Annotated in this window: 12 protein-coding genes; all 12 read right to left on the bottom strand. The window is 34.1% G+C overall.

Features of this window, described 5'->3' with window-relative positions; translation table 11 throughout:
- Positions 1 to 17: 17 nt before the first annotated feature.
- The 12 genes from BS636_RS05780 to BS636_RS05725 all read right to left on the bottom strand — a co-directional run bounded on the left by BS636_RS05780 (position 18) and on the right by BS636_RS05725 (position 14,165).
- Positions 18 to 566: an acyltransferase gene (locus BS636_RS05780; RefSeq protein ID WP_099337926.1), complete on the bottom strand. Its 549-nt coding sequence runs from the start codon at positions 564 to 566 to the stop codon at positions 18 to 20.
- A gap of 79 nt (positions 567 to 645) precedes the next feature.
- The gene (locus tag BS636_RS05775; RefSeq protein WP_228206933.1) at positions 646 to 1,242 is read right to left on the bottom strand and encodes an acyltransferase; all 597 of its coding nucleotides are present in this window, start codon (positions 1,240 to 1,242) and stop codon (positions 646 to 648) included.
- Entirely contained in the window at positions 1,239 to 2,339 is a 1,101-nt protein-coding gene (locus tag BS636_RS05770; protein ID WP_265735294.1) for a lipopolysaccharide biosynthesis protein, read from the bottom strand. The genes BS636_RS05775 and BS636_RS05770 overlap by 4 nt, the downstream gene beginning before the upstream one ends.
- Positions 2,340 to 2,407: 68 nt before the next feature.
- The gene (locus BS636_RS05765) at positions 2,408 to 3,433 is read right to left on the bottom strand and encodes an NAD-dependent epimerase/dehydratase family protein (RefSeq protein WP_099337924.1); all 1,026 of its coding nucleotides are present in this window, start codon (positions 3,431 to 3,433) and stop codon (positions 2,408 to 2,410) included.
- Positions 3,434 to 3,463: 30 nt separating this feature from the next.
- Entirely contained in the window at positions 3,464 to 4,741 is a 1,278-nt protein-coding gene (gene tviB, locus BS636_RS05760) for a Vi polysaccharide biosynthesis UDP-N-acetylglucosamine C-6 dehydrogenase TviB (RefSeq protein WP_099337923.1), read from the bottom strand.
- An 837-nt stretch (positions 4,742 to 5,578) separates the two neighbouring features.
- Positions 5,579 to 6,229 (bottom strand): sugar transferase, encoded by a 651-nt coding sequence (locus BS636_RS05755; protein ID WP_228206944.1) that lies wholly within the window; start codon positions 6,227 to 6,229, stop codon positions 5,579 to 5,581.
- A gap of 1,292 nt (positions 6,230 to 7,521) precedes the next feature.
- Positions 7,522 to 8,676 carry a glycosyltransferase family 4 protein gene (locus BS636_RS05750; RefSeq protein WP_099337921.1) on the bottom strand — a complete coding sequence of 385 codons (1,155 nt, stop codon included), beginning with the start codon at positions 8,674 to 8,676 and terminating at the stop codon, positions 7,522 to 7,524.
- Positions 8,673 to 9,542 (bottom strand): glycosyltransferase family 2 protein, encoded by an 870-nt coding sequence (locus BS636_RS05745; RefSeq protein WP_099337920.1) that lies wholly within the window; start codon positions 9,540 to 9,542, stop codon positions 8,673 to 8,675. Before BS636_RS05745 ends, BS636_RS05750 begins: the two co-directional genes overlap by 4 nt.
- Positions 9,543 to 9,544: 2 nt before the next feature.
- Entirely contained in the window at positions 9,545 to 10,684 is a 1,140-nt protein-coding gene (locus BS636_RS05740) for an O-antigen ligase family protein (protein ID WP_099337919.1), read from the bottom strand.
- Between the two features lie 102 nt (positions 10,685 to 10,786).
- Positions 10,787 to 11,668, bottom strand: coding sequence for a glycosyltransferase family 2 protein (locus BS636_RS05735; RefSeq protein WP_099337918.1), 882 nt, complete (start codon positions 11,666 to 11,668; stop codon positions 10,787 to 10,789).
- A gap of 133 nt (positions 11,669 to 11,801) precedes the next feature.
- Positions 11,802 to 13,052 carry an O-antigen translocase gene (locus tag BS636_RS05730; RefSeq protein WP_099337917.1) on the bottom strand — a complete coding sequence of 417 codons (1,251 nt, stop codon included), beginning with the start codon at positions 13,050 to 13,052 and terminating at the stop codon, positions 11,802 to 11,804.
- Positions 13,053 to 14,165, bottom strand: a complete 1,113-nt coding sequence (locus BS636_RS05725) for a DegT/DnrJ/EryC1/StrS family aminotransferase (protein ID WP_099337916.1) — start codon at positions 14,163 to 14,165, stop codon at positions 13,053 to 13,055.
- Between the last annotated feature and the right edge of the window lie 58 nt (positions 14,166 to 14,223).

Genomic DNA, 14,223 nt, shown 5'->3' with positions numbered 1-14,223 from the left:
CAGACCTGACTTAAAAATTAATGGGAGATTTTAGAGGCTTGAATTTTGATAGCGCGCTGCACCCGTTCGGCATAGTCCTGAATACCGACCAGATCGCTATCACTGGCACAGGTCGCCTGGATCTTGGTCTGATAATCGGCAAAACTGGAAACAACTTTGGCTGGTACGCCAATCGCGACACTATTATCCGGAATGTCTTTGGTTACCACAGAACCTGCACCGATCACCACATTTGAACCAATAGTGACACCCGGCATAATGATACTGTTCACGCCAATAAACACATGAGAACCCACCTGAATCGGCGCAAAACGTTGATAGCGTTTACCTTGGCTGTCTTTCACCAGACAGGTACTGCCATCATGGGTAATAAATTTTACGCCTGAGGTCACCGTGACATGATCGCCGAGTGAAATTAAAAATGGCTCTGAGCCCCAGCTCTTGATATAGATCCGGCACTGCTCCCCTACGGTCACACCTTTTTTACGCGCATAAGCCACACTGCCCTTAGCCATAAAATAGACCAGATCAAACAGCAGATGAAACGCAGAACGAATAAAGGCCATAGGGCTGCAAAAACTCAATGGAAAAAGATCAAGCCAGATATTTTACGCTGAAATTAGATTCAGGGATATGGATGCCCAGTCAGAGTGATTTTATTTTTTTCGCTGGAATCCCGACGTAGACTCCGTCCTCCATCAGCGGTTTGGAGACCAAGCTACAGGCACCAATCACGCTATTGTCTGGAATCGTCACACCATCCAACACCGTCACCCGTGCACCGAGCCAGATATTTTCACCTAAATTGATGCCTTGTTTAGTAATCTGGTCCTTAACCAGCACATTCGGCTCACCAAATTTATGGTTACTAGCAATAATAATGCTTTGTGTCCCAATCCGGGTATTGTCACCAATTTTTACCCCGCCACAGCCATTGATATAAGACTTGGAATTGATGCTGACATCTCGACCAATTTCGATCTTGCCACCAAAGCACTTGATATAGCAGTTTTCACCAATAAAGCTGTGATCGGCAATGGTGAGACTTGCCCCCGGCTCGACAATGATGCTGACATAATCACCAATATAAACATTCTTGCCGATTTTGACCTGACCGCTAATTTCCAAAGTCGAATATTTGCCAAAGTAGCGAAACCGCGTGCCAAAAGCCAGATTATAAATCGCCTTACGGCACTGCGCAGTGAACCAATGCATGAGTTTCAAGGCTTTAAAAAACATCATACTTTGCTTCTCCACACTACATATAAAATGGCAAAGTTATAGAAAATCAACGCAACCGGCACCGCCAGCAACATATACAGCTTGTCGCTTAACAGCAGATACAGAGCGGCAAATAAAATAAATTTAATGCACAACTCGACAACCTGCAATTTAAACAATATCTTGCTATTACGTCGAGCAACCAGATAAGCAGAACTTGGCGGATTACAGAAAATCGCCCAATATCCTAAAGCTAAAATCTGGAAATATTGAGAAATCCCGACCCATTCTTTGCCAAAAATCCAGAGATATAAAGATTCCGGCAAGACAAAGAAAATGGCAAATAGGGGCAAAGACACCAGGCTAAGTAGCACGCTACTTTTTAAAGCCGGCTTATTGGTTGGCGTGGTTTTAAACAGCCGGATAAAAAATTGACGTAAAGTCTGTGAAATCAGGTTAATCGGCACCCGTAAGGTCCGCTCGACAATGGCATAGAAACCCATCGCCTGCACACCGATAAAATGCGACACCACATAATAGGGCAAATTATGTGAAAAACTGTTTAGCAAGGCATGTGGGGTATTGGCATAGATAAAATCTTTATAATTTTTAAACACCTGCCAGCTGACCTGATAGAGCTGGTTTTTCAGGATATACAGCCCCACCATAATGATCATGATGACTGAGCTGATCATATAGCTGTCAATCAGCGCAATATGCATCAGCAGCGGCAAACTGAGCTGTACCGCAATCACAATCAGGCTACGGAAAATATTCAACCCGGCACAAAAATATTCAGCATGTGCAGCAAATTTATAATTATACAGGCTCTGGATCAGGGTATTGGTCAGCACACCGCTACAGATCGCAGCCACCATATCAAGGTGAAAGATGAAGCTTAATACCAAACCACTGATCAGGGTCAGAACCAGAGAAAAAATGCTTCCCTCAAAAATCAGGCTTTTTTTCTCCTGCTCTTCTGCAATGAGCAATGCCTGATCCAGACGTAAATTAGCCACCGTGGATAAAACACTGACCACGGCCAGAGCGATACCATACTCGCCAAAGTCCTGCACCGAATACAGGCGCGTTAAAACAGGAAGTGCGATAAATGTCATTATCGCACCTACAAGTAAACTTAGGGTAATTAAACCAACAGATTGGTATTTGGCGAGCAGACGCGCAATCATGTCAGATTGTGAACATACCACTGCATTGCCAGTTGAATGCTTTCAGCAATTTTATATTGTGGCGCATAGCCTAAACGCTGCTGAATCTTGGCAATACTGGCCTGAGAATGACGCACATCGCCCGCACGGAAATCACGATAAATCGGATCCTTATCGTACTGCACATCATTTTCAGCTAAAGCATTCTGAATGGCGCGATACAATTCATTCAAGGTAGTACGATCACCCACCGCGACATTATAAACCTGATTTTTGGCATTTTCATCGGTGGTAGTGGCTGCCAGAATATTGGCCTGTACCGTATTCTCAATAAAGCAGAAATCACGGCTGGTTTCACCATCACCATTAATGAACACATCATCGCCAGCGATCATTGAGGCCGTCCACTTCGGAATCACCGCAGCATAGGCACCATTGGGATCCTGACGCTTGCCAAAGACATTGAAATAACGCAGACCAATCGATTTAAAACCGTAGGCACGGGCAAATACATCGGCATACAGCTCATTGACATATTTGGTCACAGCATAAGGGGATAATGGATTACCAATATGCTCTTCCACTTTCGGAAGTGCCGGATGGTCGCCATAAGTTGAACTGCTCGCCGCATAGGTAAAGCTGGAAACACCAGCATCCCGTGCCGCAGTCAACATATTCAGGAAACCGCTGATATTGGTTTCATTGGTAGTAATCGGATCAGCAATAGAACGTGGCACAGAACCGAGTGCTGCTTCATGCAAGACATAATCCACACCAGCACAGGCTTGCTGACAATCTTCAAGCTTACGGATATCCCCTTCAATAAAACGGAAATTTGTCCACTGCTCAGCACTGACCTGTGACTGCACCTCATCCAGATTATACTGATGACCGGTGGCAAAGTTATCCAGGCCCACCACTTTCTGATTCAGTTTTAACAAGGTTTCCAGCAGGTTGGAGCCGATAAAGCCTGCAACACCAGTGACTAACCAGGTTTTCGGTGTTTGCTGCAACTGCTCACACACCGTTTGATATTGGTTCATTCTTTTTAAATCCTAAATGATGCAAATGGGTTACAGTCGCAGATCTGATTCAGCCTGACTGAATACATATTTCAGGTCATACAGAACATGATTAGCCTTACCTAAGGCACGAATCCGTGCTGCCCCCATCGCTTTAAACTGTTCATGGGCTACAGCCAGAATGACAGCATCGTATTTGCCATTTTTCAGCTCAGTAATCGGCTGAATGCCATATTCATGCTCTGCTTCTGTCGCATCAATCCATGGGTCATAGACATCCGCCTGAATATGATATTCCTGCAGCTCATGCACGATATCAATGACTTTGGTATTACGGATATCCGGACAGTTTTCCTTAAAGCTCAAGCCAAGTACCAGCACTTTGGCACCTTCCACCTGAATCTTTTTCTTGATCATGCCTTTGACCAACTGGGTTACCACATAAGCGCCCATACCATCATTTAAACGACGCCCCGCCAGAATGATTTCCGGATGATAACCAATGGATTGTGCTTTATGGGTTAAATAGTATGGGTCTACGCCAATACAATGACCACCAACTAAACCTGGACGAAACGGCAAGAAATTCCACTTGGTACCTGCTGCCTGCAGTACGGCTTCAGTATCAATACCCATTTTATTGAAGATCACTGCCAGCTCATTGATTAACGCGATATTCACGTCACGCTGGGTATTTTCAATCACTTTCGCTGCTTCTGCGACTTTGATACTTGGCGCCTTATGTGTACCTGCCTGAATAATCAGGTTATAGACCTGATCAACATAGTCCGCGACTTCTGGGGTTGAACCTGAAGTAATTTTCAAAATATTGGTCACGCGGTGCTGTTTATCACCCGGGTTAATCCGTTCTGGACTATAACCAGCAAAGAAATCGATATTAAATGTTAAACCAGAAACCTGTTCCAGTACTGGAATACAGGCTTCTTCAGTTGCGCCTGGATAAACAGTGGATTCATAAACCACCACATCACTTTTTGACAGAACTTGCCCAATACTTTGTGATGCTTTAATCAATGGAGTGAGATCTGGCTGTTTAAACTGATCAATTGGAGTTGGAACTGTCACAATATAAAAGTTACAATCTTTGAGATCTTCTAAATTGGCACTATAGTGTAATTGTGTCGCTTGTGTCAGTTCTTCTGGAGAGACTTCCAAGGTATGATCTTTGCCAGACTTGAGTTCATCGATGCGTTTTTGATGGATATCGAAACCCACGACTGGGACTTTTTTACCGAATTCAACAGCCAGAGGTAAACCGACGTAACCTAATCCGATAATGGCAATTTTGAGTTCCGAAAGCTGTATCATTGATCTAGGGCCTATATGTGGGTATCGCTGAAACGACCACCCCTCTTTTTAAATGGGAAAGTATCTATTGACACCACTATTATATTGCGAAGTCGTATAGTGATGAATGTTTTTTATGGGTAGAAACAGAAAATTCATTTCATCGTTTGAGGAGACCTCTATTTTTAAATCTAAAATAGTTTTAGTAATTTATCTAATCTTTGATCCACTTTAACGCAGCTTAAAAGTTGAAATTCCTCCTTCACCCGCAGTGACAAATGGCATGATAATTGCAAAATCTGCTGGTATGAACCTATTAGTCGCAGGTCATACAAAGACTTAGATGAAAGAGCTTGAATTAAGCATTAACCGTTTTTAGCAGGCGGAAATCAAAATTAATAGCGCGGTTCTAAACAATGTTGAACGTGATAGCGGTTATAGTTATGCCTATGCATATAAGGCGCCAAAAGATAGGGTTAAAAACATATCATATTTACTGGGTAGCGAATTAAAACTAAGCTAATGTTATAAGGCTTTAGGTTGCTTTAGACTTATTCAGTTCAAAACAGCCTAAAACCATTGCATTTGTGTAGAAAAAATATCCTATAAAGTGTAGCTTTATTCCTAATTTTTAAAAATTTAGCCAAATTACTTACTGTTCCAAATAGTCAACGATTTTTAAAATATCTTTATTAAGATGAAGTTTCACCTTTTTAAATTTTTAAATTTTTAAATTTTTAAATAACAATAATATTATTTTTCATAATCTTAAAATAGAATTCCCTCTCATACTTTACCTTTGATTCTTTACAGAAATCTATCCTTAGTCTAACAACAAAAAAATGCTTACTGGACACTCTATTTTACTTCTTTTTTAAATATGTTGGATTCGCTAGTACTTTTACCTGAAAACCGTGCAGCACCAACTTCCTGATCAGGAGCATTAATCCCCTCTTGACTTAACATAACTTTAGCTGTTTTAAACATAATTTTAAAATCGAGCCAAATATTATAATGGTCAACATATTGTATATCTAATTTAAATTTTTCTTCCCAAGTTAAATTATTACGCCCACTGACTTGAGCAAGACCGGTCATACCTGGCTTAACTAAGTGACGTCGCATCTGTTCACAAGTATAGTGCTCTAAAAATTCTTTCATTTGGGGACGAGGACCGACTATACTCATATCTCCTTTTAAAACATTAATAAGTTGAGGCATTTCGTCTAAACTTGTAGAACGCAACTTCCGTCCAAAGGCTGTAATGCGAAATTGATCAGGTAAAAGATTTCCATCTTTATCGACTGCATTTTTCATAGAACGAAATTTAATCATTTTAAATAGCTTACCATTTTTTCCAGGACGTTCTTGATAAAAGAAAATTGGTGAACCCAAATTTTTTCGCACCTTATAAGAAATAACTATAAATACTGGCCATAATATCAATAGAGCTATCAAGGATATAGTGATATCAATTAACCGCTTAACCGCCTTTTTATTATTATCTATAAAATAATCAGACTTAAGGGACAAATCTGGTAAAGAAGTTCTAGTACTTTTATAATTTAGATTATTTTGATAATACAAAGATTTCTTTTTATCCTGCTTATATGCTTTTTCTATTTTTGGAGAAAACTGTATTATCTGTTGTTTATAATCCTTGTTATCTATAATTTTTTTTTTAAAGAAAATATTCTCCTCTTCAACAAATAAGGACTTATAAGTTACATTTGAATTTGTTTTTAAGTCCCTGGTCTCTTTTTTTTCTTGTTTTAGATCCATGAATAGATACCTCAGTATGTCTATACAGCAATCATAACAAGTGGATTTTTTAAAAAGTAGAGGCATCTTTTTTGTAAGTATTTTTAACTTATGATATATAATGGATTACTATTTTTTTATCAATATTTAAAATATCACCAATATTAATAACAATTCATTTAATTTAGAACTAAAAAAATATTAATTACTCAATAAAATCATAAATTTAAAAAAAACAAATTTAAAAAAAATTAATAACAACTCCATTAATAATAGTGAATTTTACTTTTTTATTTGAATGAAATATATTTCCACACTATGACAACTCTCACACTAAAAAAAATGTGACAAAATGTAATTTAAAAATGCAATTTGTGACTTACATCATAAATATTTTCTGTTTTCAGTGTATATTTCTTCTTTACAAATAAGTAAATCAATAAAAATCTAGTAAATTTAGTTACTAATCAAGTCCGGTTAAAAGCTTGATAATTCTTAATAGTATTAGTTAAGTTAATTTTAATAATATTTAGCTAAACTTGGAATTTATTAAAATTATTAATACATTAGTAATTAAAAAATATAATTCCATAAACACTATAAAAATGGAAAAATGACCTCTACAATTTAATTTCAAGTATTTAAATTTAATTGACAATAAAATATTTCTTTATATACCTAGCTTATTTTTTCTTAGACTTTTAGAATAAGAAAACAGCCAACAATCATAAAATTATCAAATAATTTATTAGATTTTAGAATTAAAAAAATTACTTAATTTATATTTATATTTATATTTTTTAATCAAAATATATTATCTATAATCATAATATTTATTATAAAAATCAAAATAAATCTAATAATATAGGAACGCCATATATTTAGCAGTCTAAAATATTATTACAATCCGAGCTAAAAAGCTTGGTTTAAAATAACATTTAATTTCTGTGAACAACAACCTAGAACTAAAAAATCAAAATTTCCTATTACATTAATATAACTACTTATTATATAAGGAAAAAATATTATCTAATCAATTCTCAAGACGGGTTAATTTTTAAAATTTTTAATAGTCGATGATTTATAATATCAGCATTAAAATTTTTTTTCGCATATAGAAAGCTTTGATACCCCATCTTATTCACTTGTTCAGGATGATCTACAAAATAAATCATTTTATTTATTAGAGCATCTACATCCCATTTTGGAATCAGAAACCCAGTAACACCATCCACCACAGTTTCCTTACAACCTGGGACATCAGTGGTAATTACTGGACGACCGATAGCCATTGCTTCTTGGGTACTGCGAGGAACACCTTCGCGATAATATGATGGTAATACAAAAACTGCACTCTTACGTATATGTTGATTAACATCCGTAACAAATCCATCATATTCTATAATACCTGTTTTTATTAATTGCTCTAGTTTTGCTTGTTTCAAACCTGTTGGGTTTTCAAGATCTAAACCACCAATAATTTTAAATACAACTTCAGGATGCTGTTCTTTTACTATTCGTGCAGCTTCTAAATACTCAAATATTCCTTTCTCAGCGATTAGTCTTGCTATAAAAATAAAAGACAGATTTTTCTGATGTTCCCATTTAGTATAAGCATAATCCTGCAAATTAAGACCGATCGGACCTAGAACTTCAATCGCATTTTTTTTATGTGGAATATTATACTGGTGTACTAAATCTTTAGGATCATCATGATTTAAAAAGATAATTTTATCTAAATATGGAAATGATAGCCGATATAAAGATATCTGTATAAACCGTATTAACTTCGCTTTAAAGCTTTGACCATGTCTATGTATGGTAAAAGGTGAACCTAAGCCCTCAATCATGCCATATATATAAGGAACCTTTGCCTTGTAAGCAGCCAAGGTAGCATAAATCACTGGTTTAGTTGAATATGGAAATACTATATCAGGCTGTATTTGTTTTATCTTTTGTAGGAGTTGAAATATTGATTGTAGATCAGCAAATGGATTTAACCCACCTCGACTAAGTTGATAAGTTATAGGAGTAGCACCTAAGCTTTTTATTTTCGTCAACCACTCATCTGTATATTCTGATACAAATGCATAAACATCATAATTTCGTGCTAAACAAGACAATATAAAATCTTTGCGAAAACCATAAAGATTAGATGCTGTCGTTCCAATAATAATAATTTTTTTAGAAGTCATGGCTTTATACGCTCTATAAGTTCTAATTGGGTAGCATAAAAATTTTTATCGTAGTTAGAAACTGATGTAATTCTTCGCTGATGTAATATCTGCATTAAATTAAAAATATTCAGTACTTTTACAATAATTTTTTTTATTTCAAATTTTAAAATAATTTTATTTTTTTCAAAATCAGAAATAATCTTATCATAATATTTTTTTATGACTTCAATCTGGGAATTATAACCACGGATCATCTTTTCTTTTTTTACGTTTTCAACTTCTCTATAAAAATATAAAGGTTCCTGTAATACAGCATAGTTAAAGTCATTTTTGATGGCTGCAGAAAGCCATAATTCATAATCTTCTGCTAGACAGTTATCAACTTGATATGGATTCCTTTTACACCATTCCTTTCGTGCGAGTAATGAAGGATGAAGTATATTAGTAACGCCTTGCAAAATTTCTTTAGGTTGCATTTGATGATTAGAATAAATTCTCTTCCCTAAAATTTCATTTTTCTCTCCTATTGAAAATAGACTGGTCATAACTAAATCAATATCTGAATTTTCATTTAAGACTTTAATCTGTTTTTCCAACCGATCCACTGCCATTAAATCATCAGCATCCATACGTGCAATAAAGTCATACTTTGCTTCATTGATAATCTGATTTAGGCGGTAGGGTAATCTTCTATTTTGTCCATCTGCAATAATACGAATCCGAGGATCATTAAATGAACGAGCAATTTCTAAAGATTGATCTGTTGATCCATCATCTACTAGGATTAACTCCCAACTTTGAAAAGTTTGAGCTAATACCGATTTAATCGCATCTTCTAAATATTTTTCAGCATTAAAAAATGGAATTCCTATTGTAATATACATGTTTATTCTTCCTTATTATTTGAAAATAGGACAAAAGCTGCCAATAAAAACCAGAAAATAAGCGTTCTTGCACTATAGGTTGTAAATCCGTACAACATTGGTCCCAAGAATATCAACTTGTTTGAGAAAGATAATTTTTTAAATATCTGATATAAAAATAATAAAAATAATGAGAAGCCAATTAGGCCATAATAAAACAGGATACCTAACCAGGTTGAATGGATTTCATTGCCTTGAGGGTTATATAACCAGTGTGCACCTTGACCCGCACCAAAAATTAAATATTGAGGATAGTCGAGAAAGTTAAAAAGCCCGCGTCCCTCTGCCTGGCTATCCTTTTGATCTATACCTTCCATAAAACGCAGGACAATGCTATCAAATGCCCCTATATTATATAAAAAGTAACTTAATATACTAACTATGGCTAATATCCCGAAAAAGACAAATATTCTTTTATTCAGATCCCCTTTTTGACTGAATATAAATCCTAACGTTAGCATGAGAAATCCAATTGAAGCAGATCTTGACATGGTTAATAAGATTAGGAATAAAGCTAAAAAATAGACTATTATTTTTTTAAAATTACTTTGAGAAATATATAAGAAAATTGCACAGGTACTTAAAACCCAAAAAGCCATCTGATTGGGATCATTAAAAATTCCGTTATAACGTGGTTCAAAATTATAACGTCCTAATCCACTCGCCCAAATTGTAATTTCTACTAAATAGGAAAAAGGAATCAGAAATAAAATTTTTCCATAAAAAAAATTAATTTGAGAAGAATTTATATTAGTGAGCAATAAAAAGAATAACAGGTTAAATATCCAGTAGAGTGTAGAGAGGAGATAACTAGAATCAAGAACGATCAAATACCATATAAAATTTACGCAAATTGTATATGAAACAAAGAATAAAACTATACTTGAGTAGTCAACTGTTATTTTTGTATTATGACTAAAACATAAAAATATAGCCACCAAGATAAAAAGGTGACTAAATTGTGGAACTCCACTTGACCAAAAGTAGAATTGAGATAAAAAAAATGAAAGCAGAGTAAAATATATGACTATTTTATCTTTTAAATCGGTATCATTTAAAAAAACAATATTATTTTTTAAATTATTCTCATTTAAAATAATCATTACTCACTACTCCCAAAGCTATCCACATAAAAAAATGAATAACCAAATATTTAATATATAAAAGTATTCTAATTATATTTAATTGTATTATTTAAATTCATGTTAATGATTTTCCCTAATAAAAAACCAATAAAAGAACCTGAAAAAATCATATTTTAAAATTTCAGAAGGATATTCTTTTAAAATTTTAAACATATTTTTTAATGATTCCTTTTTTGATAGTCTTCCTACTTCACATGCATTTAACCATAGAATTCTTTTTTTAGCTTTATCAAATAAGATATGGTCTTTATAATCATTTAGAATCATCATTCTTGAATCATGCATAAAAGAAGTTCTTTTATGTGTATTATTTGAGTGCAATCTATATTTAATAAGAATATCTGGGATATAACATATTTCACCTTCTTGCGCTAAACGCAGCCACATATACCAGTCTTCAATTTTTACTTCATCTTTATACCCTCCTACTTTTCTTAATATTTCCAGTCGAATTAATTGACTAGAACAGGGTAAATCATGTTCCAACATAAGAATTTGATCAAAAGTATACTTATTTTCTTTTTTAATTCTATTTTTTATAAAATTAGAATTCTCATCAATAAGTGTTTCTCCACCAAAGACTGCCACACATTTTTTATTCTGCTTTAAAAAAGCAACTTGTAGTTTAGTCTTATGTGCTAACAATACATCATCAGAATCATGAACAGAAACAAACTCCCCTTTACACCATTCTATAGCTTCATTTAAAGTTGGGCTTAATCCTTTATTAGATCGGTATCTAAATTCAAATCTGGTAAATCTTTTTTCACACAGTCCAACCATTTCTTTTATTTTTTCTACTGATGAATCTTTAGACCCATCATCAATCACAATTAATTCAATATTTTCATAATTTTGGTCAATTACACTTTGAATACTATCCTGTATAAATTTTTCATGATTATAGCAAGGTATAATTACTGAAACTAAAGGATCATTCATTTTAATAGTTCCTCATTTATTATTTTAAATTTTACAAAAAATACAATTTTATTATTTCTTTAAATTATAAATAAATTTTTTCTATTTACCATTTTAAAGTGTTTCTAATTTTTTCTTTTATAAATTAACTAGATCATTTATCTTTTAATTTTCTGAAAGCTAAGTAACTACATATTGTCCAGTACAATAAGCAGTTTGTCGCAAATGCTATCGCAATACCTTTATATCCCCATACCTCTATAAAAATTATAGTTAAAGGAATAATACTTAAAGCAAAAAAGACTTCTGTTCCAATAAAAATTTTCGTCATTGCCTGACTTAACATTAGAAAACCTATGATCCATCCTCCAATCTTTATCACATCTCCTATTAATTGCCATGAAAGTAATTCCAGCATAGGTAAAAACTGGTCTGTAAATAATAATTGAATGACCCATTCTTTAATGACAAAAATTGTTAAACAACTTATCATCGCTATTGGTAGTATCCATTTATATCCATAATTGACTTCTTTTTTTATCTCTGTATATGTCTGCAATTGCGACAATTTTGGAAGATAGTAAACACTTAAAACAGAACCTACCAACATAAGATAACCATTGCTTAACTTAGTCATAGCATCCCAATAACCAGCGTAATTTATCCCAAATTCGGAAATGATAATTTTTCTTAACCAAATTTGAGACATATTCTCAAAGAAGACACTAGCTAATGCCATTAAAGCAAATACACTTAATTTTTTTGCAACTTCATTATTAATTTTTCCAAAACTATAATTTAATTTGAACCAACTCGTTCGATAACATAGTGTAATTGTGATCACTAAATTCAAAGACTGATAAATAGAGAGTGCAATCAATGCACCTTTTAATCCAAACTTTATCGCCAATAAAGAAGTTACCACTAATGAAAATATACTACCAAAAATGTTTGCCGCTACAAGCTTAGGGATATCCTGTTTACCGTTTAAAATAGCTAGCAATAATGCATTCAAACTAAAGAAAATTAAAAATACAGCAAACCATACTAATATTATTTGGTACTCAGTTGTTTTAAATAAATAAATTATAATTGGTTTTTGAAATATAATTATAATTATCATTAAAATTAGGCTACAAACTAATACTATACTTCCTGCTGTTTGCCAAAGTTCTCTTTGCTTTTGTTCATCAGCATGATATTCAGAGGTATATTTAACAACCCCTGTATTAATAGCATTGCCAGCAAAAGTAATGACCATTTGAATAAAATTCTGAAATTGGCTGATTGCCGCATAACCCGCAGGACCGACATAGATAGCCAGAATTTTATTCAAAATGAACATAGCAGCAATTTTAACCATAGCAGCTATGCCATTCAGTACACTTGTTTTTAGCAAGTTCATTTATATTTGAAATCCATTACATAATTGAGCAACTTTTCTTGCTTGATTGATTGATAAAGTTGGTCCTATTGGTAAACTCAATACTTCTGCATGAATTTGTTCCGAGATTGGTAAATTCAAATCATTCCATTCCTCATATGCTGGTTGCTTATGGGGAGGAATCGGATAATGAATTAATGTTTGTACCTCATGCTCTGTTAAATATTTTTGCAGTTTTTCACGATGCCTAGTTTGTATTACAAACAAATGCCAAACATGTTGAGTATAGGTTTGAGGGTCTTTACTTAATGGAAGCTCGATTAGTGGGTTTTGGATTTCTTTTAAATATAGATCAGCAATTTGACGTCGATATTGAGTCTCTTGATCTAAATACTTCAATTTTACATTTAATATAGCAGCCTGAATTTCGTCAAGGCGACTATTTACACCAAGCACCAGGTTTTTATATTTTTCATGTGAGCCATAGTTCCGTATTGCCTTAAGCATATTTGCCAACTCTGAATCATTGGTAGTAATCGCACCCGCATCACCCAATGCACCCAAATTTTTACCTGGATAAAAACTAAAGCCTGAAGCATCCCCCCAATTTCCTGCTTTTATACTTTTAATTTCTGCACCATGTGCCTGTGCTGAATCTTCTAAGACTAATAAATTATATTTCTTAGCAATAGCTATAATTTCTGGCATTGCAGCAAGCTGTCCATATAAATGGACAGGTAAAATTACTCTAGTTCTGGTTGTAATAGCTTCTTCTATTTTTTGAGGATTGATATTAAATGTTGCCCTATCCGGTTCAACCAATACTGGTTTTAAATTATTCTGCGTGATCGCTAAAATACTCGCAATATAGGTATTTGAAGGGACAATGACTTCATCTCCCTCTTGCAATTTTCCTAGCTCTTTCCATGCACGCAAGGTCAGAATAAGTGCATCTAATCCATTGGCAACACCGATCGCATATTGAGTTTCACAGTAAGCTGCAAAATGCTGTTCAAATTTTTCCAGCTCTTTACCACCTATATACCAACCAGAATCTATTACACGTGTACATGCTGCGACAAGTTCGTCACGATATTGAGCATTGATAGCTTTAAGGTCGAGAAATGGAATCATTTTTATTCATCTCATATAAAATTATTCAGTTAAAGGCTATAGTTCCAAATTAAGGTCT

The sequence above is a fragment of the Acinetobacter sp. LoGeW2-3 genome, assembly GCF_002688565.1.
Taxonomy (GTDB): domain Bacteria; phylum Pseudomonadota; class Gammaproteobacteria; order Pseudomonadales; family Moraxellaceae; genus Acinetobacter.
This window is presented reverse-complemented; position numbering and strand designations above follow the sequence as displayed.